Origin of the sequence: Pseudoclavibacter sp. AY1H1 (assembly GCF_002931055.1) — a bacterium.
Taxonomy (GTDB): Bacteria; Actinomycetota; Actinomycetes; order Actinomycetales; family Microbacteriaceae; genus Pseudoclavibacter.
This window is the reverse complement of the sequence record NZ_PSXX01000003.1, coordinates 256234-278780: the sequence shown is the minus strand read 5'-3', so window position 1 is coordinate 278780 and position 22547 is coordinate 256234. Positions and strand designations below refer to the sequence as shown.

The window sequence follows — 22547 nt, the reverse complement described above, 5'->3', positions numbered from 1 at the left end:
TCGCCACAGCGTCCGACCGGGCAGGCAGCGCAGTCTGCCCGCCCGGTCTCCCCAGTTGTCAGCGCAGCGCCGACACCCCACGGAAGCGGAGCGTGACCAGCTGGAACGGGCGCACCGACAGGGCCAGGGCCCCCTCGGCATCCACGATCGCCGTCTGGTCGACGTCACGTTCGAGCAGGTCGGTCTCAGCGACCGACTCGAACGCGAACCCGGGCGTCACCGTCGCCCGAGCCTTCGCACCGCGAGCCTCATACAGGCGGACGACGACGTCGCCGCTCTGGTCCTCCGCCAGCTTCACGGCCTCCACCACGACGGCCGGGTCGTCGACCGTCAGCAGCGGCTCGATCGCAGCGGCTCCGGTCACGGCGCGCGGTGCGACGTTGAGCCGGTAGCCCTCGGCGGCCGCGTCCAGCACATCCGCACCCACTCGCACCGAGGTGCGGAGCACGTGCCGGCCCTGGTCGGCGTGCGGGTCCGGGAAGGTGGGAGCCCGCAGCAGCGACTCCCGCACGAGGGTGGTCGTGCCACCGGATTCGCGGGTCGTGCGGGTCACGTCGTGCCCGTACGTCGAGTCATTCGCGACGGCGACCCCGTAGCCGGTCTCCCCGACGTGCACCCAACGGTGTGCGCTCGTCTCGAACCGTGCGACGTCCCACGACGTGTTGCGGTGGATGGGGCGGTTGACGTGCCCGAACTGGATCTCGGACGACGACCGCTCCGCGTGCACATCCAGTGGGAACGCCAGCTTGAGGAGCTTCTGGCGCTCGTGCCAGTCGACATCCGTCGTCAGGTCGAGCGTCGGACGCCCGGCGCTCAGCGACAGCTCCTGCACGAAGGTGCTCGAGCCGTGCGAGCGAGACACTCGCACGACGACCCGGTCGGCGTCCTCCGAGACGACCTCGATCGAGTCGACCGAGCGGATCGGGCGGCCGTGGCGCTGGTAGTGCACGTCGATGTCCCACGCATCCCACTGGGCGGGGGTGTCGCGGTAGATCCACAGCTCGGCGGCGCGCTCGCCGGCCGGAACCAGCTCGCGATCAGCGGCGACGTCGAAGAGCGACGACACGAGACCGTCCGCGTCGATCGTGACGCGCACCAGCGAGTTGTCGAGCACGAGGGTGTCGCCGGAGCGCGTGAGCGTCACCGGGGCGCCGTGCGGCGCGGCACCTGAGTTGGCACCGGAGGCGGCACCGGATGCGCCACCACCGAGCGCGGGCACGCCATCCACCGCGTACGGTCCGGCGTTCGCGAGCAGCGCCGTCTCTCCGGCGCCCGTCAGCGAGCCGAGCGCCGACGAGATGAGCGTCTCGAGCTCACCCGCGACCCGCTCGTAGTGCTCCTCGGCGACCTGGTGCACCCAGGCGATGGAGGAGCCGGGAAGGATGTCGTGGAACTGCTGCAGGAGCACCGTCTGCCAGGCCGACTCGAGCTCCGCGTACGGGTACGCGGCGCCCGTGCGGATCGTCGCCGCACTCGCCCACAGCTCCGCCTCGCGCAGCAGGTGCTCGCTGCGGCGGTTGCCGCGCTTCGTGCGCGCCTGCGACGTGTAGGTGCCACGGTGGAACTCGAGGTAGATCTCGCCGGACCAGACGGGCGGCTGCTCGAGCTCGGCCTCGGCCTGCTCGAAGAACGCCTGCGGGCTCGTCATCTCGACCGTCGGCGAGCCTTCGAGGTCGCGGGTGCGCTCCGCGGCCGCGATCATCTCGCGGGTCGGTCCGCCGCCGCCGTTGCCGTAGCCGAACGGCACGAGCGAGGAGTTGGCTTCGCCCTTCTCCTTGTAGTCGCGCTGCGCCTTGTGCAGCTCCTCCTGCGAGAGCACCGAGTTGTAGGTGGCGACGGGCGGGAAGTGCGTGAACACCTGCGAGCCGTCGATGCCCTCCCAGTTGAAGGTGTGGTGCGGCATGACGTTCGTCTCGTTCCACGACGGCTTCTGCGTGAGGAAGTACTTCGAGCCGGCGGCCTTGACGATCTGGGGGAGCGCGGCCGAGTATCCGAAGGAGTCGGGCAGCCACACCTCGGGCGGCTCGATGCCGAACTCGCGGATGAAGAAGCCCTTGCCCGCCACGAACTGGCGGGCCATGGCCTCGCCGCCCGGCAGGTTCGTGTCCGACTCCACCCACATGCCGCCGACGGGCACGAAGCGCCCCTCGAGGACTCGCACCTTGATGCGCTCGAACAGGTCCGGGTAGTGCTCCTTCATCCACGCGAACTGCTGCGCCGACGAGCAGGCGAAGAGGAAGTCGTCGTTCTCGTCCATGAGCGAGAGCACGTTGGAGAAGGTGCGCGCGCACTTGCGGATCGTCTCGCGCACCGGCCACAGCCAGGCCGAGTCGATGTGCGCGTGGCCGACGGCGACCACGTGGTGGGCGCTCGCGTAGGCGGGGGAGGCGAGCAGGGGAGCGAGCACCTTGCGGCCGGCCTTCGCCGTGCTGGAGATGTCGTCGGGGTCGAGGGTGTCGATGAGACGCTCGAGCCCGCGGAGGATCTCCGCACGCCTGGGTGTCTCCTCGCCGAGCTCGCGCCACAGGCCGTCGAGGGTCCACACGTCCTGCGCCAGCTCCCACACGGGCACGTCGCGCAGGCCGATGTCGAGCACCCGAGTGCGGTAGATGGGGGCGTCACCGGAGGTGGCGAGGTCGCCCATGGGGGTGGGTGCGTAGACCGACTCGCCCTGCACGTCCGGGTTCGACGCCGCCTCGATGTAGAGGTCGATGCTGTCGCCTGGGCCGATCTTCAGCGGCACCGCCGTGTTGCGGGGCTCGATGGCCTTCAGGATGTGGCCTTCCGGGGTCCAGACGAGGCCCTCGGCTTGGAAGCCCGGGTGGCCGCTCACGAAGCCGAGGTCGACGAGCACCTCGACGCGTGCATCCGTCATCTCCCAGTCGGCTGGGACGGTGCCGGTGATGTGGAACCACGTGGTTCCCCACGGGCGGCTCCACTCGTCACCGACCCGGAAGGGCGTGAACTGCTGGGTGACCGCCTCGGCGAACGGCACGGGCTCGCCCGGAACGTCCCAGGAGGTGACGGTGAGCTGTTCGCGCTCGCGGTAGATGGCTGGGGTGAGTCGTTCGGACACGAACCGGCGGATGCGGAGGTCGACGAACTGCGTGGGATCAGGCATGAAGCGCCTTTCTGCGTTGAAGGAGACGTTGGAAGTCGTGGATCAGCCCTTGACGGCGCCGGCGAGCGCGAACGAGCCGCCGCCGAGGCGGGACACGAGCACGTACAGGGCCAGGACCGGCAGGGAGTAGAGGAGTGAGAACGCGGCGAGCTGGCCGTAGGCGACCGCGCCGTACTGGCCGAAGAACGAGAAGATGCTCACCGCGGCGGGCAGCTTGTCGGGGCTCAGCAGCAGGATGAAGGGGATGAAGAAGTTCCCCCACGTCTGGATGAACACGAAGATGAACACGACGGCGATGCCGGGTCGCATGAGCGGCACGACGATGAGCCGCAGGGTCGCCATGGCCGAGGCACCGTCCGTCCAGGCCGCCTCCTCGAGGGAGACGGGCACCGAGTCCATGAAGTTCTTCATCATCCAGATCGCCATGGGCAGCGAGGTCGCGGCGAGGAACAGGATGGTGCCGAACATGTTGTCGATGAGGTTGAACGCCACGAACAGGGCGTAGACGGGCACCATCATCGCGGTGATCGGCAGGCAGGTCCCGAACAGCACCCCGTACAGGAACGGCTTGTTGATGCGCGACTTGTAGCGGGAGAGCGGATAGGCGGCGAGGATCGCCGCGAGCACCGTCACGATCGCGCATCCGCCGGACAGCACGAGGCTGTTCCAGAGCGGGATGAGGGAGATCTCCGGGGTGAGGACGGCGAGGAAGTTGTCGAGCGACGGTGCTTCGGGCCACTTCACGGACAGGCTCGCGGTCGAGTCGAACGATGCCAGGAGGAGCCAGACGAGGGGGAGCAGGAAGATGATGCCGATGACGCTGAGCACGATGTTCGCGAACCAGCGCATCGCGCGACCCCGAGGGGCCGCCATGCTCGTCTCGACGTGGTGGCCGCCCGTCGCGATGGACCTGGTCGTGACGGCGGGGTCAGCCGCGGCCACGGACGTGTTGGTTGACATGATCAGTCCACCTCCGGTTTGAGCGCCCTGATGTAGGCGACCGAGAACAGCGCGCCGACAAGCAGCAGCATGGTGGCGATGGCGGTGCCAAAGCCGAGCTGGCCGAAGCGGAACGCCTCCTGGTAGGCGAGCAGCGGCAGGGTCGTGCTGTCGGTGCCCGGTCCGCCGTTGGTCATCACGAAGATGAGCGCGAAGACCGAGAGCGTCTGCAGGGTCGTGAGCATGAGGTTCGTCGAGATGCTGCGGCGGATCATGGGCAGCGTGATGAGCGTGAAGCGCTGCCAGCCTCTCGCGCCGTCGACCTCGGCCGCCTCGGTGATCTCCGGCGGCACGTCGTTGAGAGCTGCCCGGTAGACGAGCATCGAGAAGGCGGTGCCGCGCCACGTGTTGGCGAGGATCACGCTCAGCAGGGGGAGCGTGTAGAGCCAGTTGGGGCCGGTGATGCCGATCGCGGCGAGCATCGTGTTGAGCGTGCCCGCATCGCTGAAGAACGCGTAGGCCGCGAACGCGGCGACGATCTCCGGCAGCACCCAGGCGGTCACGACGATGGTGCTCACGGTGCTGCGGACGAACTTGTTCGACGACTGCATGAGCACGGCGAGGCCGAGACCGAGCACGTTCTGCCCCAGGATCGCGGAGGCGACGAGGAAGATGAGCGTGATGAGCACGGACTTCGGGAAGTCGGGACTCGCGAAGAGGTCGAGGTAGTTCTGGAACCCGACGAACTCCGCGCTCGAGGCGCCGACGCCGCTCAGCGTGGAGTTGGTGAACGAGCCGTAGAACGACGAGATGACGGGCCCGAGGAGGAAGACGGCGAGGAGGCCGACCGCTGGGATCAGCGGCACACCGCGGGTGACCCGCTGCAGCGCCTTCCGCTTCCTGGGGGCGGGCCGCCCCGTCTCGGGAGCGCGGGGCGCTCCCGAGACGGGGGAGAGGGTGGCGGTCATCAGCTCGACGCCGACGTCGTGTTCTCTTCGCCGACGATGCCGATGACGGCCTTGTCGTAGGCGGCGGCGGCTTCCTCTGGTGTCTGCTGACCCGTCATGACGGCTTCCATGGCGACCGTGATCGCGGCGGAGACCTGCGAGTAGTCGGAGTTCGCTGGGCGGAAGTTCGTGTCGGGCACGAGGTCCGCGAAGAAGCCGAACGTCGGGTTGGCGTCCGTGTACTCGGGGGCTTCGGCGACGTCGGTGCGCACCGGCACCTGGCTTGCTGCCACGTCGTAGCTCAGCGCGTTCTCCTGGTTGAGGGCGAGGCTGATGAAGTCCCAGGCCGCGTCCGGGTTCTTGGTCCCGGCGCCCATGGCGAGGGTCCATCCACCGGACATGCTCGTGACGCCCGGGTCCTGGCCGTCCTGCGTCGGCATCGGCGTGACCTGCATGACGTCCGACCATTCCGGCCACGGCTTCGAGCCGGAGTCGAGCCAGGTGCCGCTCACCCAGGAGCCGTCGAGGCTCATCGCGAGCTGCCCGTTCGGGATCCATTCGGTGTTGATGCTGGTGCCGACGTTCTTGTCGAGCGCCTCCTGCGGGGTCGGTCCGAGGCCGCCCTGGTAGATGTCGCCGACGAAGGAGAGCGAGTCGATGAAGCCCTGCGAGCCCGTGACCCACTTCTGCTCGTCGGTGTTGAAGAGCTCGTCCTCCGTGCCGGTGAGGAGCATCTGGAAGCCCTGCATCGAGGCGCCTTCTGACATGGCCTTGCCCGAGTAGATGTTGAAGGGGCGGATGTTGGGGTCGTGCGCCTTCACGGCTTCCGCGGCCGCGATGATGTCGTCCCAGGTCTTCGGCTCCCACGGCACCTGCACGCCGGCGGCCTTCAGGATGTCCTGGTTGTACCAGAGGGCGCGCGTGTCGGTGCCCATCGGGATGCCGTACACCTTGCCGTCGTCGCCGAGTCCGGCCTGGCGGGCGTTCTCGGGGAACTGCTCCCAGTCGGCCCAGTTCGCGACGTAGTCGTCGAGCGGGGCGAGGTAGCCGGCCTCGACGTCGGTCTTGACCATGAACGTGTCCTCGTACATGACGTCCGGCGCGGTGGCGGGGGAGCGGTTCATGAGGGCGAGCTTCGCGAAGTAGTCGGCTTCCTGTGCCTCGATCGGGATGAGCTCGACGGTCATTCCCTCGTTGGCCGCTTCGTACTCGGCCTTGACCTTCTGCATGTGATCGTCCATCTGGGTGAACTGCCCGAACTTCTGGTAGGCGACCTTGATGGTGTTCGAGTCGCCTCCGCCCGAGTCGCCGCCCGCGCAGGCGGACAGTGCGAGCACAGAGGCGGCGGCGAGTGCCACGACCCCGAGTGTGCGATTTTTCATGGTGCTCCCTTGCTCCACGACCGTTCTCCGTGCGGCTCGACATCGGTGTCGCGCCTTCGGCCTGCCATAAGTAAACCGATTGGACTAACTCATGTCAAGAGCTTCTTGCCACCACGCGGCGGCCGGGGCTGGGAGGGTTCACGGCAGGGTTGACGGCAGGCTGGCGGCAGGCTAACCGCACGGACGACGGCACGGGTGAAGGGCCTCGGGACGTGCGGCCGGTGCGTGAGCTGGACGTGCGAGCGGAGTGCGACCCGGCAGCGCTCAGCGCGAGATCAGGAGCGCCGACGTGTGGGGCGCGAGGGTCTGGTCGAGCACGAGGCAGCCGGCGCCGACGGCGGCGACGTCCTCGCCGATCGTGGAGTTCGGGACGAAGATCGGGTGGTGGGGGATGAGGGCCGCGTCAGCGTTGACGAGCTCCTCGATGCGCGAGCGCAGCGCTGGCTCGATGCGGCGCCAGAACGGCCCGCCGCAGACGACGGTGTCGATGTCGAGCAGGTTGATGAGGCTCACGAGGGCGCGCGCGATCTGCGTCGCCGCGGCCTCGATGACCTCCATCGAGCGCGCCTCGCCGCGGACGGCGGCCGCCGCGAATTCAGTGAAGAGTCGGTCGACCTCGTCGAAGTCGGACCGGTCGACGCTCTCCTCGCCCGGGAGCGCGCCGATGCGGATGGCGTGCTTCACGAGGCGGTGCGGGACGACGAGCTCGCCGACGCAGCCGCGGCGACCGCACGAGCAGACGGGGCCATCCGCCTGCACCATGATGTGTCCGAGGTCGCCGGCGTTGTCGCTCGCGCCGCGGAGCACCTCGTGGTTGACGACGAGCCCGATGCCGATGCCGGTGCCGTAGTAGAGGAACGCGAAGTTGTCGCGGCGGGGGCCGGAGTCGAGCCAGAGCTCGGCGACGGCCGCGGCGGTGACGTCCTTCTCGAGCACCACGGGGAACCCGGTGGCCTCGCTGAGGGCGTCGCGCAGCGGCACCGACTCCCAGCCGTCGAGCATGGGCGGGTCGAGCACCACGCCGCGCGCCGAGTCGAGCGGGCCGGGGGCCGCGATGCCCACGCCGAGCACCCGGTCGCGGGGGATCCCGGCGCGCTCGAGGATCGCGGCGATCTCCCTCGTCATGTCGGCGATGACGACGCCGGGGTCCGGCTCGGTGGGGGTGCGCGTGCGGTGGTCGACGACGACGGCGCCCGCGAGGTCGAGGACCGCGTAGGTGATGACGGTCGGGTCGAGGTGCACGCCGACGGCGTAGCGGCTCGTCGCGTCGAGGCGCAGCCTGGTGCGGGGTTTGCCCGGCCCGGTGATGAGGCGCTCGCCCTCCCGGACGAGGCCCCCGTCGATGAGGCGGCGGGTGACGTTCGACACGGTCTGGGCCGAGAGGCCGCTGGCCTGGGCGACCTCGACGCGGCTCACCCCGTCCGGGGCCCGGCGGATGAAGTCGAGGATGACGGCCTGGTTGTAGTCGCCGACGGCCAGCAGGTTGTGTCCTCGTCGCATGCGCCACCTCCCATCAACCCTGATCTTGGGAACTGACGTTCTCACATTTTCCGGCCGGCCGCGGACGTTCGCGATCGAATCCGCTGTGGCGCGTCGACTCCGGGCGTCCCAGTCGGCGCAGAGGGACGTCTCGGGGGTGAGTACGCTTGGACGGCGCCGCGCCCTTGAACGGGGCACGCGCATCCGGCACCGGATGCGCGTCGGCAGTCACAGGTTTCAGCACGAAGGAGCAACGATGACGGCAGCAAGAGTCACTCCCCAGGAAGCGTGGGACGACCTCGTCCAGGGCAACGAGCGCTTCATCAAGGGCGATCTCCTCCACCCGCAGCAGAGCGCGGCGCGCCGCACCGAGATCTCGGGCAGCCAGGCGCCGAACGCCGCGTTCCTCGGCTGCTCCGACTCGCGTGTCGCCGCCGAGATCCTCTTCGACTGCGGCCTCGGTGACCTCTTCGTCGCCCGCAACATGGGGCAGATCGCGAACGAGAACACGACCGCGACCATGGAGTTCGCCGTCGCCGAGCTCGGCGTGGCCCTCATCGTGGTGCTCGCGCACGGCTCCTGCGGCGCGGTGAAGGCCGCCATCAACCAGACCACGGCGCACCCGCGCGACGTGACGCCCGCCATCAAGGACGAGCTCGCGCGCATCCAGCCCTCCGTGCAGGAGGAGTGGTTCACGAGCGACCAGTCGACCCCGTACGTCGACGAGGCGCAGATCGACGTGGAAGCCGTCGGCCGCCGCCACCTGTACTCGACCATCAACTCGCTCGTGCGCAGCTCGCGTGTCATCAGCGACGCCGTCGCGAGCGGCGCGCTGAGCATCGTCGGCTGCCAGTACGAGCTGTCCGACGGCCGCGTCGCCCCCGTGACCGCGATCGGCCAGCTCGCCATCACCCGCTGAGCGCCGCGTCGCTGCGCCGACACGACTCGGCGCTTACATCGAGGTGCGCCGAAGTGCCTCGATGAGCGTCGATGAGCGCCGATGAGACCGTCCGGGCCTCCGCTCGTCGCGCTCGCGAGGACACGGCTCCGCTCGTCGCGCTCGCGAGGACACGGACCTGCTCGGCAGGGTCTTCGAAGGCACGCACGCACGCCGCGATCGTCGCCGAATGGGTCACTTTCACCCCGTAACGGCCGCCGAAATGGGGTGAAAGTGCCCCATTCGGCGGCGGTGGCGCTATCGGCGGTGGCGGCTGCGGGGCGGATGCGTCAGCCGGCCGAGCCCGACGTGCTCGCGGGGTCGCGCAGCGAGTGCACGAACGCGAGCTTCTCGACGACTTTGTCCGGCAGGACGAACGGGTAGAGGTCGCGCTGCCCGAGCGAGCGGTTGACGACGTTCATGGCGGTCGCGAACGGCATCCAGCTGTCGGCGACCACGTCGCGGGCGGACGCGCCCGCCTCCGGCGCGGGCAGCAGCTCGAACGCGACGGCCGTCTCGAGGGTGTCCTGGATGTGCAGGTAGTGCGCCCAGGTCTCCGCGAAGTCCTCGTACGGGTGCATCGTCGCGTAGCTGCTGAGGTAGTCGCTGCGCCAGTTCTCCGGCGGGCCCTCCTCGTAGTGGCGGTCGATCTCGGCCTGGTAGTCGGCGCGCTCGTCGCCGAACAGCTCCCTGGCCTCGTCGATGCGGGACGTCTGCTCGACGAGCTGCCACTCGTAGTAGTGGCCGCTCTCGTGGCGGAAGTGCCCCAGCATGGTGCGGTACGGCTCGGCGAGGCGCTGCCGGACCTGCTCGCGGTAGCTGTCGTCGCCCTCCGCGAGGTCGATCGTGATGACGCCGTTGGCGTGGCCGATCGTGACGCTCTCCGACACGCTCGACAGCAGGTCGAAGACGGGCGTCTGGCCGACCGTGGCGGGCTCGCCGCTCTCCTTGGGGCGCGTCGCGAACCCGAGGCGGGTGAGGTCGCGTACCAGGTGCCGCTTCGACTCCTCCGCGATCGGGAAGAGGCGCAGGCCCTTCGCGTCGGCGTCGCTGGGGCGGGTGCGCGTGAGCTGGCAGCTCTCGCAGAGCCCGCCGGCCTGCGCGGTCAACCACGTGCATCCGGCGAGCTCGGCGTTGCTGCACCGCCGCAGGCCGGCATCCGTCGCGGATGTGCCCCCTTCGACGAGCACGTCGTCGAGGCTGAGCACGTAGCCGAGCTTGGACGAGCATCGCTCGCAGGACACCGAGTCGAAGAAGACCTCGTTCTCGCACACATCACAGTCGAACCGTCGCACGGGGGGAGCCTCTCTTCTGCCGCGGCTCAGGGGTGCCGCGGCGACCGACGGATCACTGTACGCGGGCGCACATGGGAGGCCGCGACGCTTGACAAGACCCTTCCCGGGCAGTCGGCGGCGCACCGGGTCAGACGGGGAGGCCCTTCTGGCGCAGGAGCGCGTTGAACCGCTCTGGGTCGGAGGTGCCGTCCTCGTTGTGCTTGCGGATGCGGGCTTCCCGCTCCAGGTGCCGACGCGCGTCGTGCAGCAGCGACTCCGCCCGCTGCGCCGGGACGGCGAGCACCCCGTCGAGGTCGCCGAGGATGAGGTCGCCCGGGTTCACGACGAGGCCCGCGATCGAGACGGGCACGTTGATCTGGCCGGGGCCGTCCTTCGTGGGGCCGCGGTGCGTGTGCCCGAGTGCGTAGGCTGGCATGCCGCCTTCCCGCCACTCGGCGACGTCGCGCAGGGCTCCGTCGAGGACGAAGCCGCCGAGACCCTTCGCGAGCGCTGTCGTGCGGATGAGCCCGCCGATGACCGCCTGGCTGAGGTCGCCGCCGCCCTCGATCACGATGACATCGCCGGGGTGGGCGTCCATCGTGGCCTTGTGGATCATGAGGTTGTCGCCCGGTCGGATCTTGACGGTCACGGCCTGTCCCGAGAGGGGGGCGTCGCCGTGGTAGGCGGTGAGGCCGAGCGCTCCCACGGAGCGTCCGAGGCAGTCGCCGGCGACGGCGACCGGGATGGCGCGGAACGCGTCGATCAGCGCAGCCGGCAGCTCTGGCGCGCGCTCGCCGATGAAGTAGCCGGTCGGCCAGGCGGGTGCTTCGGTGGGATCCTGCTGGGTCATGCGGTGCTCCGTTCGGGCGAGAGGGTGGTGGGGTTCGCGCAGGAGCGCGCGTCCGGGATGGCGCCGTCGAGGTAGCCGAGCACGTTGTGGGCGGCCGCCAGCGCCATCGCCTCGAGTGCCGCAGGCGTCGAGCCGCCGACATGCGGCGTGATGACGACGTTCGGGCAGGCGAGCAGCGGGTTGTCCTGCTCGATGGGCTCAGCCCAGGTGGTGTCGAGGCCCGCGGCGAAGAGCCGTCCGCTGCGGAGCGCGTCGACGAGGGCTGGCTCGTCGACGATCTCGCCCCGCGCCGTGTTCAGCACGATGGCGTCTGCCGGCAGCAGGGCGAGCTGGGCGGCCCCGATGAGGCCGCGCGTGTGCTCGTTGAGTGGCACGTGGAGGCTCAGCACGTCAGCCTGGCCGAGCAGTTCCTCGAGGGTGCCGACCATCGTGAGCTCGGGGATGGGGGCGTCGAGGCTGAGCCCGGGATCGAAGGCCAGCACTCGCATGCCGGTCGCCGCCGCGGTGCGGGCGACCCGCTGCCCGATCTGTCCTGCCCCGACGAGGCCGAGCGTTGCGCCGGCCAGCTGCCGCCCATCCTGCGCTCGGCTCCAGCGGCCCTGCCGGATCTCCGCGTCCATCCAGGACACTCTGCGGGCGGCGGTGAACATGAGTGCGATCGTGAGCTCGGCGACGGACTGGGCGTTCGCCCCCGGTGTGGTGAGCACCGGGATGCCGCGCCGAGTCGCGGCTTCGACGTCGATGTTGCCGACGCCGACGCCGTGCTTCGTGATGACTCGAAGTGACGGGCACGACTCGATCGCCTCGGCCGACAGCTCGACGGTGCGGGAGATCACGGCGTCGACCGCTTCGCGCGCCAGGATCTCCTCGACCTCAGCCCGCCCGCCACCTTCCGGCAGGTAGATCACCCTGCTGCCGGACTCGGCGAGGGCATGCACCCCCGACTCGCCGAGGCGAGGGGCCGTCACGAACACCGTTGCGCTCATCGCACCGTCTCCTTCGTCGGTTCACAGTCCTGCTCGAGGTCCTGCTCTTGCTCTCGGTCCTGGTCCTGGTCCTGGTCCTGGTTCTGCTCTGCTCGGGGCGCTGGTCGTGTTCGGCCGCGCCCCCTCTTCACTCGAGTGCCGGGGGCAGCCCGGTGCGCGGCACGTCGCGCACGCAGGCGCGCAGCGCGTCGACGAACTCGGGGATGCGCGTGTCGACGAATCTCGCTGTAGGCCCGCCGAGCACGACGACGACGGGCTGCAGGTGCGGTCGCTCGGGATTCTCGGGGACGAGCATCGCCAGGCCGCTGTTGCCGGACTCCCGCTCGCCGTGGCTGAGCCCCCAGCCCTGCTCGCGGATCTCGTCGACCCGGTGTCGGAGGGCAGCGGTGTCGACGTCGATCGCCGGGTCTGCGTCGAGCTTCACGAGCACGGCGTCGAGCATCTCCGGGCGTTCGCCGCTGAGGAGCGTCGTGGATGCGGCGCCGCGCCAGATCGGGAGCTCGTCGCCGACCTGGACCACGTGGCGGATGGTGTGTCGCCCGGGGGCCTGGGCGATGGCGACGCGCTTGAGGTCGCGGCGGACGTAGAGGCTCACCGTCTCGCCCGTCTGCTCGGCGAGCTCGCGGAGGCGCTCAAGTGTGGGGGCCGGCGCCGACCAGGCTGCCTTCGCGAATGCTCCCCAGCGGATCATGCGGGGGCCCACGCTCACGCGTCCGTCGGGGAGGAGCTGCAGCATCCGCTCGCCCACCAGGGTGTCGACGAGGCGCAGCACGGTCGTTCGCGGGAGCTCGCAGCGGCGGACGATGTCGGCGATGGCGAGCGACTGGCCCTCGTTCTCGAAGCAGTCGAGGACATCGAGGGCTCGGCTCACGGCGCGGATGCCGCCCGGTTCTGACCGCTGGGCTGGTGCGTCGTCGGCGCTTGTCATGGGGTCTCCGGCTTCGGATCGTTTGCTTGCCCGGTCACACTAGCGTACCATCTGGTGGACAGATATGTCCGCTGTGTGGACAGTCAATCACAAGGGAGTGATCGTGACAGCAAAACGGAAGCTCATGGGCGCGGTGGGCATCGCCGCGACCATGGTGCTCGTCGGAGTGGCCGCGTTCGACGCGAGCCAATCGACGACGGGGACCGACCCCAGCACCAAACTGACCTTCATGTCGCCCTCCGCCCCGGGCGGCGGCTGGGATCTCGCGGCCAGGGAATCGCAGCAGGCGCTCCGGGCCGGCGGCATCGTGAACAACGTGCAGGTCGTCAACGTGCCAGGAGCTGGCGGCACGATCGGCCTCTCCCAGTTCGTCGGCCTCGGCGCCGACCCGACCAACCTCATGATGACCGGCACGGTCATGATGGGCGCCATCAACGTCAACAAGTCAACCGTCGACCTGTCGGACACGACCCCCATCGCACGCCTCGCCGAGGACTACGAGGTCTTCATCGTCCCCGCGAACTCGCCGTACGAGACGCTCGACGACTTCATCGCCGACTGGAAGCAGAACCCGCACTCCGTCGCGATCGGCGGGGGAGGCGTCGGCGGGACCGACCACCTCCTCGCCGGACTCGTCGCCGAGGAAGCCGGCATCGACCCGGGCGACATCAACTACGTCTCCTACGCGGGCGGCGGAGAGGTGCTCACGTCGCTGCTCTCCAACACCGTCGCGATCGGGGTCAGCGGCTACAACGAGTTCAGCGACCAGATCGAGGCGGGCAACCTCCGTGCCCTCGCCGTCTCCGCTGAGGAGCCGATCGACGGCATCGACGTCCCGACGCTCATCGACCAGGGCGTGGACGTGCACCTCCCGAACTGGCGAGGCATCGTCGCGCCTCCCGGCATCACGGAGGCCGAACGGGACCAGCTCGTCGCCATCTTCGAGGAGATGGCCGCGACGCCGGAGTGGCAGGACACCCTCGAGCGCAACAGCTGGGAGCCGGCCCTCCTCACGGGAGACGATTTCGCCGCGTTCATCGAGGAAGACCAGGCGAGAGTCGACCAGATCATCGAGGAGCTCGGACTATGACCGGCGTCATCCCCACCTCCGCGTGGACGCAGCACGACACCACCTCCAGGCCAGGCTGGTGGCGTCGCCGAACGGGCCTCGTCGTGCCCGGCATCCTCACGCTGACCGGCATCGGCCTCACCATCGGCACGATCACCATGGACGTTCCCGGCAACGTCTCGCAGCCAGGGCCGCAGGTCTTCCCGGCCATCGTCACGGTCGCGGTCTTCGTGATCGCGGTGCTGCTGGCCATCGACGTGATCCGCAACCCAGAGCCGGAGCGCGTCGCCGAACCCGACCAGGCCGAGCTGCGCGGAGAGCGGCGAGTGATCGAGGAGGATCCCGACTACGACCTCGACGAGCTCGCCGTCGCCCAGGACCGCGAGCTGCAGGCCGAGCACATCCGCCCCCGCACCAACGTGCGCTCGCTCCTCGGCGCCCTCGGCACGACCATCGTGTTCATCGCGGCGCTCACCCCGCTCGGCTGGCTGCTCTCCGGAGCCTTCCTCTTCTGGGGCATCTCCCGGGCGCTCGGAAGCCGGCGTCCGTTCTTCGACATCTTCCTCGCCCTCGCGATGTCCTCCATCGTGCAGATCGCGTTCTCGATCGGGCTGGGCCTCAACCTGCCCCCCGGCATCTTCGTAGGAGTCCTCTGATGGATACGCTCGCCAATCTCGGGGAGGGGTTCCTGACGGTCCTCACCCCCATCAACATGCTGTGGGTGCTCATCGGCGCCGTGCTCGGCACCGCCGTCGGCGTCCTCCCCGGCCTCGGGTCCGCGATGGCCGTCGCCCTCCTGCTCCCCGTCACCTTCTCCCTCGACCCCATCGGCGCGTTCATCATGTTCGCGGGTGTCCTCTTCGGCGGGCTCTTCGGCGACTCCATCGCCGGCATCCTCATGAACACCCCGGGCAACAGCACGGCCATCGCGGGCTCCATCGAGGGCCACATCATGGCCAAGAACGGTCGAGCGGCGCAGGCACTGGCGACGTCGGCCATCGGCGCGTTCATCGGCGGCATCCTGGCGTCGATCCTCGTGGTCTTCTTCGCGCCCCGCCTCGCCGAGCTCGCGACCCTGTTCGGCCCCGCCGAGTACCTCGCGCTCGCCGTGTTCGCCTTCATCGCCATCTCCGCCGTCGTGACGCAGTCGATCATCCGCGGCCTCGCCGCCCTCGTGCTCGGCCTCGCGATCTCGGTCGTCGGCATCGACTCCATCTCGGGCGCCTCTCGCTACACGGCCGGCATCCCTGAGCTGTTCGACGGCATCGACATCGTCGTCATCACCGTCGGTCTGCTGGCCCTCGGCGAGGTCTTCGCGGTCGCCGGCCGACGCGGCTACTCCGACGACACGGGGCTCATCCAGTCGAAGGGGCGCCTCTGGCTGTCCCTCCGCGAGCTTCGCCAGGCGATGCCCGCATGGCTCCGCGGCACCGCGATCGGGATTCCGTTCGGCATCATCCCCGTCGGTGGCGCCGAGGTGCCAACGTTCCTCGCCTACGGGACCGAGCGCAGGCTCGACAAGCGCCGGAAGAAGCCCATGTTCGGCCTCGGCGCCATCCAGGGCGTCGCGGGCCCGGAGGCCGCTGGCAACGCGACCGCCGGAACCGCGATGGGCGCGCTGCTCGCGCTCGGACTGCCGACCTCGGCGACCGCCGCGATCCTGCTCGCCGCCTTCCGGCAGTACGGCCTGCAGCCAGGGCCGCTGCTCTTCGAGCGGTCGAGCGAGCTCGTCTGGGCGCTCCTCGCGAGCTTCTTCATCGGCATGGTCGTGCTCCTCATCCTGAACCTGCCCTTCGCTCCGCTCTGGGCGAAGCTGCTCAAGATCCCGCGTCACTACCTCTACGCGAGCATCACGCTCTTCGCGATGCTCGGCGTCTACGCCACGAGCGGCAAGATCCTCGACCTCGTGCTCGTCGTCGTCATCGGCCTCATCGGCTTCACGATGCGGCGCTACGGGCTGCCGGTCGCCCCGATGCTCATCGCGATCATCCTCGGGCCGCTCGCCGAGACGGAGTTCCGCCGCGCGATGGCGGTCAGCGAGGGCGACCCGAGCGTGCTGATCGACAGCCCCATCACCATCACCCTCTACTCCGTTCTCGCGATCACCGTGGCGTTCGTCATCGTGCGCGTCATCCGCGCGAAGCTCGCCACCAGGAAGGAAGTCACGGTTTGACGGACAAGACATCGGGACCCCTCGCGGGGGTGCGCGTGCTCGACATGACCAACGTCCTCGCCGGGCCGTACGCGTGCTACCAGCTGGCCCTCATGGGGGCCGAGGTCATCAAGGTCGAGGTGCCGAAGGGGGGAGACCTCGCACGGAGCCTCGGGTCCGACTCGGAGCTGAACAGCGAGCTGATGGGGGTCTCGTTCCTGGCGCAGAACGCCCAGAAGCGATCGATCACCCTCGACCTGAAGTCGGACGGGGGCAAGGAGGTCATGCGCCGCCTGGTCGCCGAGGCCGACGTGCTGTGCGAGAACTTCCGACCGGGGGTGCTCGCGCGTCTCGGCTTCGGCTGGGAAGAGCTGCGCGCCATCAACCCACGCCTCGTGTACTGCGCGATCTCCGGATTCGGGCAGACGGGGCCGCTCCGATCCAAGCCCGCGTACGACCAGATCATCCAGGGCGGCTCGGGCATGATGAGCGTCACCGGCACGCCGGAGACCTCCCCGCTCCGAGCCGGCTACCCCATCGCCGACACGCTCGGCGGGCTCGCGGCCGCGTTCGCCATCACCTCGGCACTGCACGGGCGCGAGCGCACGGGCGAGGGATCCAGCATCGACGTGTCGATGCTGGAGACCGCCGTGACCGCCATGGGCTGGGTCGTCTCCAACCACCTCGTGGCCGGCCAGGTGCCCCGAGCGCTCGGCAACGACAACGGCACTGCCGCGCCGTCCGGCACCTTCCAGACGGCGACCGGGGCGCTCAACATCGCCGCGAACAAGCAGGAGCAGTTCGAAGCCCTGACGCGGGTCATCGGGCGCCCGGAGCTGGCGGCGGATGCCCGCTTCCGCGACCGGGAGGACCGCAAGCGATTCAGGGCCGAGCTCACGAGCGAGATCGAAGCGGCCCTCGGCGCCGAGGACACGGCCTACTGGGAGGAGCGGCTCTCGGCGGCGGGAGTGCCGGCGGCGGCGGTGCTCACGGTTCCCGAGATGCTCGAGAGCCCGCAGATCGTCGACCGTGAGCTTGTGCACGACCTCCCGTTCCCGGGACGAGAGGGGGAGACGCTGCGGGTGCTTGGCAACGGCATCCGCCTCGACGACCGCCCGAGCGCACCGACCATGCCGCCTCCGGGGCTCGGGCAGCACACCGACGAGATCCTGCGCGAGCTCGGCTACGACGCCGCGCAGATCCGAGCATTCCACGAGGAGCGAGCCGTATGACCAGCAGCGCCAGTCCCGCCGACCAGCCCACCGTCGCCGACACCACGGCGTGGTGGAGCACAAGCGTGACCCGGATCGCCCCGGGGGAGATCGAGCTCCGGGGGTATCCGATCGAGCAGGTCATCGGCAACGTCGGCTTCGTGAGCACGATCTGGCTGCTCACGACGGGGAGCCTGCCGAGCGCGACGGTCTCGAACCTCCTCGAGGCGACCCTCGTCGCGAGCGTCGATCACGGCCCGCAGGCGCCCTCCATCGCGAGCGCACGCATGGCCGCCACGTGCGGCGTCGGTCTCAACTCAGCCGTCGCCAACGGCGTGAACGTCCTCGGGGACACGCACGGTGGCGCGGGCCAGCAGTGCGTGCAGCTGCTGAACGAGCTCGTCGAACGCCACGAGACCGAGGGCGTCCCGCTGGATCAGCTCGCCCGCGAGGCGATCGCCGACCACAAGAGCCGGGGCGTGTTCGTGCCGGGCTTCGGGCACCGCTTCCACCCCCGCGACCCGCGGCGGGACCCGCTCCTGACGCTCGTTGAGGACGCGCTCGCCGCGGGAGATATCTCCGGGAGGCACCTTGCCGCCGGGCTCGCGGTGGAGCGGGCCCTGGAACGGGGGGAGCGGCGCATCCCCATGAACATCGACGGCATCTCCGCGATCGTCTACGCGGAACTCGGCGTCGAGCCGGAGCTCGCGAGGGGCCTGTTCGTGCTCTCCCGCTCCGTGGGGATCCTCGCCCATGCGTGGGAGGAGAAGCAGGCGGGCCAGCGCATCAAGGGGCCACTGCCCCCGCCCCTCCTCGCCGACTACACCGGCGAGCCGACTCGGGACGTGCCAGGCGCGCGCCGCCCAGCTACTCCCTGACCGCCCCCTCGAGCATCCCCTGGATGAAGTGCCGCTGCAGGAAGATGTAGAGCACGACGACGGGCAGCGCGACCATGATGGCGCCCGCCGCGAGCAGCGCGGTGCCCTGCGTGTACTGCCCCTGGAAGAAGGCCAGGCCCAGTGGCGCGGTGCGCACGCTGCCGTTCGGCGACATCACGAGGGGGATGAGGAACTCGTTCCAGGTCCACATGAACGTCAGCAGCACGAGCGTCAGGATGGCGGGCCGGCCGATGGGGACGAGCACCTGCCACAGGATGCGCATGGAGCCAGCCCCATCGAGCCTGGCCGCGTCGATGAGCGCCTGGCTGGAGGAGCGGAAGTAGGTGCGCATCCAGAACGTGCCGAACGCGATCGACATGGCGATCTGCGGGAACGCGACGCCCCACACCGTGTTCGTGAGGCCGACGGTGCGCAGGTCGAAGTAGAGGGGCACGATGAACGCCTCGGTCGGCACCATGATGCCGAGCAGGAACAGGTAGAAGATGGGCGTCGCGCCGCGGAACTTCATGGTGCCGAGCGCGTAGCCCGCGAGGATCGACGCGAGCACTGCGACCACGACCACGATGACGGCGACGACGACCGAGGTCAGCATGTACTGCCCGAACCGCGCGACCTCCCACGCCGTGGGGAAGTTCTCCCAGTGGAAGACGCGCCCTTCCTGCGCGACGCTCGCGTTCTCTGGACCGAACGCGAGCGTGACGATGACGCTGATCGGGCCGAGGATGACCAGCCCGAAGACGCCGAGGATCAGGTAGTTCGCGACCTTCTCGAACACGGAGACGTTCATGCGCGGTCCCCGATCCGGTTCACGACGAAGTTGATGGCGAACACGATGAGGGTGAGCACGGCGCCCACGGCCGTCGCGGCCCCGACCTCGCCGAGCTCGAACGCGCGCCGGTACACCTCGAAGCTCGGCACCGTCGTGGACGTGCCAGGACCGCCGCTCGTGGTGACGTAGATGAGGTCGAAGGTCTTGAGCGCCGCGACGATCGTGAGCGTCAGCGCCACCGTGATCTCGCCCCGCACCGAGGGCAGCGTGATCGAGAAGAACTCGCGCACCGGGCCCGCGCCGTCGAGCCTGGCCGCCTCGTAGAGCTCCTTCGGCACGCGGCTCATCCCGGCCATGAGCAGCACGGTCACGAGCCCGAGCGACACCCACGAGCCGATGAGGCCGACGGCCGGCAGCGTGAAGGTGTAGTCGCCGAGCCACGCCCGCGTCCAGCTCTCCAGCCCGACGAGGCGCAGCAGCCCGTTGAGGGGCCCGTCCGGCGCGTAGATCTGCCGCCACGTGACCGCGACGACGACCATCGCGATGACCTGCGGCAGGAAGATGAGCGTGCGGAAGAAGCCGAGGCCCCGCACCCGCGCCCGCGTGAGGATCGCCGCGAGCATGAGGCCCACCGCGAGGGGCAGGATCGAGTAGAAGAAGATCAGCACGAACGCGTGCCCGAACGCCTCCCGCAGCCGCTCGTCCTGCACGATCTGCACGTAGTTGTCGAACCCGACGAAGGTGGATGCGCCCAGCCCGTCCCACTCGAAGAACGAGAACTGCACGGCCCGGCCGAGCGGGAACAGCAGGAACGTGCCGTAGAGGAGGAACGCGGGCGCGAGGTACGCGAACGGCACCCAGGCGGGGGTGCCGCGGCGGGCGCCCTTCGCCGGGCGGCGTTCGCGCGCCGTCGCGCTCGAGCTCGTCATTCGGGGCGTCGCTCGGGCTGCGCGGGCGCCACCGGGCGCAGGCTACTCATTCGCCGCGATGAAGTCGGCGTAGTCGGTCTCGAGGGTCTCGGTGAACTGCTCCGGCGTGAGCTGCCCGTCGATGAGCCCCTGCAGGGACTGGCCGATGGTGTCGCCGAAGGTCGGCGTCGCGTAGTCCAGGTAGGGGAGCACGCTGCCCGACTCGGTGACCTCGCCGAACGCCCCGTAGATGTCGGCGAAGACGCCGGACTCCGGCGCGAGCTCAGCCGAGTTGTTGACGGGCAGGTTGCCGGTGTCGGCCAGGATCTGCATGGCCTCGTCGCTCGTCAGGAAGTCGATGTAGGCGGCCGCGACGTCCGTGTTGTCTGCCGCGGAGGTCATCGCGAACGGGAGTCCGGTGCCTCCGGTCGTCGCGAGCGCCCCGTCGCTCGTCTTCGGGACGAAGAAGCCGAGGTCGTCGCCCATGCTCGCCTCGAGATCGGCCGCGAGCCACGAGCCGCCGATGAGGAACACGCCGTTGCCCTCGGCGAGCGCCTGCCAGGCCGCGTCGTAGTCGGTGCCGTTCACGCCCGTGTTGAAGTAGCCGTCGTCGACCCAGCCCTTGAGCGCGGTCGCCGCCTCCACGTTCTCCGGAGTGGTCCAGCTCGCGCCGGGGTTGCCGAGCCCGAGGTTCGTGATGGTCTCCGCATCCACGTACTCGCCCTGGAGCGGGCCGAACACGTGGCCCGCCGGCCACTGCTCGATGTTGCCGAGCTGCATGGGCGTCTCGCCTGCGGCCTTCGCCGTCGCGAGCGCCGCCTCGAACTCGGGCCACGTTCCCGGCACCTCGACGCCGAGCGACGCGAGCTTCGCCTTCGAGTAGAAGATGCCGACGACCTCGCCGACCTGCGGCAGGCCGTAGAGGTTGCCGTCTCCGAAGACCTTCGCGTCCTCGCTGTACGTCGAGTACTGCAGGATCGACTCCTGGTAGCGGTCGAACCAGCCGTAGGCCTCCGCGTAGTCGTCGAGCGCGCGCAGCTGCCCGGCCTCGACGAACGCCCCCATCGTGTTGCGGCCGTTGTTGGCCTGCACGACGTCCGGCGCGTTCTCGTCGGTCAGGGCGAGGCGCAGCGTCGTCGCGAGGTCGTCGAAGGCCTGCGAGTTCCGCTCGATGGTGACGTTCGGGTACTTCTCCTCGAACGCCGCGTTCAGCTGCTCGATCTGCTCGTTCTGCCCGCCGCGCACCTCCTGGTCCCAGACGGTCAGCGTGACGTCGCCGACCTGCGAGATGTCGGTGCTGATCTCCGCCGTGGAGGCATCGGGGGCGGCCTGCTGGCCCGTGCCGGGCGCGCATCCTGCGAGGGCGAGCGCGAGTGCCAACCCGCCGGCGACCGCCGCGGTTCTCCGATGCTTCTCGTTCATGTTCGGCTTCCTTCTTTCGCTGAGGGTGCGTTTCGTGCGATGGGGACCAGCGGTCAATTGTCGCGGATGCGGTGCCGACAGCCCGGCTGGGTCGGCTCTGGCGCGCCGGTCAGACTCCGGGGAAGTGGTCGACGAGGCGGAACGTGGCCTCCGCGCGGCGGACCGCGCCTGGGCGCTCCGACGGCAGCACGTCCTGCAGGAAGCCGTAGCGCTCCGTGAGCTCGGTGTCTCCCGAGGCGCGCGTCGCATCCCACCAGTCGGCGATGTCGCCCCAGCCTGGGGCCGCGAGCGATCCGCCGAACTGCTGCACGGCGAGGGCCGAGCAGAGCGCCGAGAACTGGAGGCGCTGCTCGAGCGGCCAGTCGCGCAGCGAGCCGAGCACGAAGGATGCGCCGAACACGTCCCCGGCGCCGGTCGCGTCGAGGGCGCGGACGGGCACGGCGGGAACCCGGACCTCTTCACCCGTCGCGGAGTCGATGCCGATGGCACCGTCTTTGCCGCAGGTCACGACGACGATGGGCACGTGCTCGGCGAGGGCGCGGGCCGCGGCGAGGGGCGAGCTGGCGCGCGTGTACTCGACGGCCTCCCGCTCGTTCGGCATGAAGGCGTAGCAGGACGACAGGGGCTCGAGCACGGCTCGGTCCCACACGCCCGTGTCGTCCCAGCCCACGTCGGCGAAGATCCGGGTGCCGTCGGCCGCCGCGCGCAGCCACCACGGCTCCTGCTCGAGGCTCGTCATGGCGCCGAGCTCGGCGAGCGCGGTGCGGCTCGAGACGCCGTCGCTGAGGAGCGCGTCGCTCGAGATGGGGCTCGGGTGCCCGTGCGTGATCATGCTGCGGTCGCCGTCCTGCGCCACGGAGACCGTGACCGCGGTGTGCCAGTTCTCGAAGCGCCGCGAACGGCTGAGGTCGATGCCCTCGTGCTCCTCCAGCAGCTCCCAGCACCAGCGCCCGTAGACGTCGTCGCCGAAGACGGAGGCGAGCGAGGTGGTGAGCCCGAGGCGGCTGGCCGCGACGGCGAGGTTGGCGATGCCGCCCGGCGTCGACCCCATGCCCTCTGCCCACACCTCCGTGCCCGCGCTCGGCGAGCCGTGGAGGTCGGTGAAGACGATGTCGAAGAAGACGGAGCCCGCGAGGACCACATCGAATCGCGCACCATCGACCGAGTCGGTCGGGGGTGTGTCGTGATGGGCCGAAGCCATCGCGGCTCCTCTCGGTAGCAACAGCGGTGTTGCTCACACATCCTGCGCGGTGATCGTTCGTGCGTCAAGTCCC

19 protein-coding genes are annotated in these 22547 nt (G+C 69.8%); 6 read left to right on the top strand and 13 right to left on the bottom strand.

Features of this window, described 5'->3' with window-relative positions; genetic code table 11:
• Positions 1-58: 58 nt before the first annotated feature.
• The 5 genes from C5E05_RS08000 to C5E05_RS07980 form a co-directional block, all read right to left on the bottom strand.
• The gene (locus C5E05_RS08000; RefSeq protein WP_104341593.1) at positions 59-3121 is read right to left on the bottom strand and encodes a glycoside hydrolase family 38 C-terminal domain-containing protein; all 3063 of its coding nucleotides are present in this window, start codon (positions 3119-3121) and stop codon (positions 59-61) included.
• A 42-nt stretch (positions 3122-3163) separates the two neighbouring features.
• A complete protein-coding gene (locus C5E05_RS07995; protein WP_104240660.1) occupies positions 3164-3994 on the bottom strand; it encodes a carbohydrate ABC transporter permease in 831 nt (276 codons plus the stop codon).
• Positions 3995-4083: 89 nt separating this feature from the next.
• Positions 4084-5028, bottom strand: coding sequence for a carbohydrate ABC transporter permease (locus tag C5E05_RS07990; RefSeq protein WP_104240565.1), 945 nt, complete (start codon positions 5026-5028; stop codon positions 4084-4086).
• Positions 5028-6389 (bottom strand): extracellular solute-binding protein, encoded by a 1362-nt coding sequence (locus tag C5E05_RS07985; RefSeq protein WP_104240566.1) that lies wholly within the window; start codon positions 6387-6389, stop codon positions 5028-5030. The genes C5E05_RS07990 and C5E05_RS07985 overlap by 1 nt, the downstream gene beginning before the upstream one ends.
• A 264-nt stretch (positions 6390-6653) precedes the next feature.
• The gene (locus C5E05_RS07980; protein ID WP_104341592.1) at positions 6654-7889 is read right to left on the bottom strand and encodes an ROK family transcriptional regulator; all 1236 of its coding nucleotides are present in this window, start codon (positions 7887-7889) and stop codon (positions 6654-6656) included.
• A gap of 235 nt (positions 7890-8124) precedes the next feature.
• Here C5E05_RS07980 and C5E05_RS07975 point away from each other — a divergent pair, with 235 nt between their 5' ends.
• Positions 8125-8787: a carbonic anhydrase gene (locus C5E05_RS07975; RefSeq protein ID WP_104240568.1), complete on the top strand. Its 663-nt coding sequence runs from the start codon at positions 8125-8127 to the stop codon at positions 8785-8787.
• 308 nt (positions 8788-9095) lie between these two features.
• Here the strand turns inward: C5E05_RS07975 and C5E05_RS07970 are convergent, their stop codons facing one another.
• The 4 genes from C5E05_RS07970 to C5E05_RS07955 all read right to left on the bottom strand — a co-directional run bounded on the left by C5E05_RS07970 (position 9096) and on the right by C5E05_RS07955 (position 12843).
• Entirely contained in the window at positions 9096-10100 is a 1005-nt protein-coding gene (locus tag C5E05_RS07970) for a putative zinc-binding metallopeptidase (RefSeq protein WP_104341591.1), read from the bottom strand.
• Positions 10101-10227: 127 nt separating this feature from the next.
• Positions 10228-10929 (bottom strand): RraA family protein, encoded by a 702-nt coding sequence (locus tag C5E05_RS07965; protein WP_104341590.1) that lies wholly within the window; start codon positions 10927-10929, stop codon positions 10228-10230.
• A complete protein-coding gene (locus C5E05_RS07960) occupies positions 10926-11915 on the bottom strand; it encodes a hydroxyacid dehydrogenase (protein WP_104298443.1) in 990 nt (329 codons plus the stop codon). Before C5E05_RS07960 ends, C5E05_RS07965 begins: the two co-directional genes overlap by 4 nt.
• A 127-nt stretch (positions 11916-12042) precedes the next feature.
• A complete protein-coding gene (locus C5E05_RS07955) occupies positions 12043-12843 on the bottom strand; it encodes an IclR family transcriptional regulator (RefSeq protein WP_104341589.1) in 801 nt (266 codons plus the stop codon).
• A 103-nt stretch (positions 12844-12946) separates the two neighbouring features.
• On the opposite strand from C5E05_RS07955, the gene C5E05_RS07950 reads away from it, so the two are divergent.
• The 5 genes from C5E05_RS07950 to C5E05_RS07930 are packed head-to-tail and all read left to right on the top strand — an operon-like array spanning position 12947 to position 18153.
• The gene (locus tag C5E05_RS07950; protein ID WP_258063047.1) at positions 12947-13933 is read left to right on the top strand and encodes a tripartite tricarboxylate transporter substrate binding protein; all 987 of its coding nucleotides are present in this window, start codon (positions 12947-12949) and stop codon (positions 13931-13933) included.
• Positions 13930-14568 carry a tripartite tricarboxylate transporter TctB family protein gene (locus C5E05_RS07945; RefSeq protein ID WP_104240574.1) on the top strand — a complete coding sequence of 213 codons (639 nt, stop codon included), beginning with the start codon at positions 13930-13932 and terminating at the stop codon, positions 14566-14568. Before C5E05_RS07950 ends, C5E05_RS07945 begins: the two co-directional genes overlap by 4 nt.
• On the top strand, positions 14568-16085 hold the full coding sequence (locus C5E05_RS07940; protein WP_104240575.1) for a tripartite tricarboxylate transporter permease: 1518 nt from the start codon (positions 14568-14570) through the stop codon (positions 16083-16085). The genes C5E05_RS07945 and C5E05_RS07940 overlap by 1 nt, the downstream gene beginning before the upstream one ends.
• Positions 16082-17296: a CaiB/BaiF CoA-transferase family protein gene (locus tag C5E05_RS07935; protein ID WP_258063048.1), complete on the top strand. Its 1215-nt coding sequence runs from the start codon at positions 16082-16084 to the stop codon at positions 17294-17296. The genes C5E05_RS07940 and C5E05_RS07935 overlap by 4 nt, the downstream gene beginning before the upstream one ends.
• Positions 17293-18153 (top strand): citryl-CoA lyase, encoded by an 861-nt coding sequence (locus C5E05_RS07930; RefSeq protein ID WP_104341588.1) that lies wholly within the window; start codon positions 17293-17295, stop codon positions 18151-18153. The genes C5E05_RS07935 and C5E05_RS07930 overlap by 4 nt, the downstream gene beginning before the upstream one ends.
• Here C5E05_RS07930 and C5E05_RS07925 read toward each other — a convergent pair.
• From C5E05_RS07925 to C5E05_RS07910, 4 genes are all read right to left on the bottom strand, one after another.
• The gene (locus C5E05_RS07925) at positions 18143-18961 is read right to left on the bottom strand and encodes a carbohydrate ABC transporter permease (RefSeq protein ID WP_104341587.1); all 819 of its coding nucleotides are present in this window, start codon (positions 18959-18961) and stop codon (positions 18143-18145) included. The genes C5E05_RS07930 and C5E05_RS07925 overlap by 11 nt on opposite strands.
• The gene (locus tag C5E05_RS07920) at positions 18958-19872 is read right to left on the bottom strand and encodes a carbohydrate ABC transporter permease (RefSeq protein ID WP_104240578.1); all 915 of its coding nucleotides are present in this window, start codon (positions 19870-19872) and stop codon (positions 18958-18960) included. Before C5E05_RS07920 ends, C5E05_RS07925 begins: the two co-directional genes overlap by 4 nt.
• Positions 19873-19914: 42 nt before the next feature.
• Positions 19915-21273, bottom strand: coding sequence for an ABC transporter substrate-binding protein (locus tag C5E05_RS07915; RefSeq protein ID WP_104240579.1), 1359 nt, complete (start codon positions 21271-21273; stop codon positions 19915-19917).
• Between the two features lie 109 nt (positions 21274-21382).
• Complete coding sequence (locus C5E05_RS07910) at positions 21383-22474, bottom strand: PfkB family carbohydrate kinase (RefSeq protein WP_104341586.1); 1092 nt, start codon at positions 22472-22474, stop codon at positions 21383-21385.
• Positions 22475-22547 lie beyond the last annotated feature (73 nt).

What these genes read in the sequence shown, in the direction of transcription:
- C5E05_RS07920 (WP_104240578.1), bottom strand. Translation starts at nt 19,872, where the DNA reads ATGACGAGCTCGAGCGCGACGGCGCGCGAACGCCGCCCGGCGAAGGGC.
- C5E05_RS07975 (WP_104240568.1), top strand. Translation starts at nt 8,125, where the DNA reads ATGACGGCAGCAAGAGTCACTCCCCAGGAAGCGTGGGACGACCTCGTC.
- C5E05_RS07940 (WP_104240575.1), top strand. Translation starts at nt 14,568, where the DNA reads ATGGATACGCTCGCCAATCTCGGGGAGGGGTTCCTGACGGTCCTCACC.
- C5E05_RS07910 (WP_104341586.1), bottom strand. Translation starts at nt 22,474, where the DNA reads ATGGCTTCGGCCCATCACGACACACCCCCGACCGACTCGGTCGATGGT.
- C5E05_RS07965 (WP_104341590.1), bottom strand. Translation starts at nt 10,929, where the DNA reads ATGACCCAGCAGGATCCCACCGAAGCACCCGCCTGGCCGACCGGCTAC.
- C5E05_RS07990 (WP_104240565.1), bottom strand. Translation starts at nt 5,028, where the DNA reads ATGACCGCCACCCTCTCCCCCGTCTCGGGAGCGCCCCGCGCTCCCGAG.
- C5E05_RS07915 (WP_104240579.1), bottom strand. Translation starts at nt 21,273, where the DNA reads ATGAACGAGAAGCATCGGAGAACCGCGGCGGTCGCCGGCGGGTTGGCA.
- C5E05_RS07960 (WP_104298443.1), bottom strand. Translation starts at nt 11,915, where the DNA reads ATGAGCGCAACGGTGTTCGTGACGGCCCCTCGCCTCGGCGAGTCGGGG.
- C5E05_RS07985 (WP_104240566.1), bottom strand. Translation starts at nt 6,389, where the DNA reads ATGAAAAATCGCACACTCGGGGTCGTGGCACTCGCCGCCGCCTCTGTG.
- C5E05_RS08000 (WP_104341593.1), bottom strand. Translation starts at nt 3,121, where the DNA reads ATGCCTGATCCCACGCAGTTCGTCGACCTCCGCATCCGCCGGTTCGTG.
- C5E05_RS07930 (WP_104341588.1), top strand. Translation starts at nt 17,293, where the DNA reads ATGACCAGCAGCGCCAGTCCCGCCGACCAGCCCACCGTCGCCGACACC.
- C5E05_RS07980 (WP_104341592.1), bottom strand. Translation starts at nt 7,889, where the DNA reads ATGCGACGAGGACACAACCTGCTGGCCGTCGGCGACTACAACCAGGCC.
- C5E05_RS07925 (WP_104341587.1), bottom strand. Translation starts at nt 18,961, where the DNA reads ATGAACGTCTCCGTGTTCGAGAAGGTCGCGAACTACCTGATCCTCGGC.
- C5E05_RS07945 (WP_104240574.1), top strand. Translation starts at nt 13,930, where the DNA reads ATGACCGGCGTCATCCCCACCTCCGCGTGGACGCAGCACGACACCACC.
- C5E05_RS07955 (WP_104341589.1), bottom strand. Translation starts at nt 12,843, where the DNA reads ATGACAAGCGCCGACGACGCACCAGCCCAGCGGTCAGAACCGGGCGGC.
- C5E05_RS07995 (WP_104240660.1), bottom strand. Translation starts at nt 3,994, where the DNA reads ATGGCGGCCCCTCGGGGTCGCGCGATGCGCTGGTTCGCGAACATCGTG.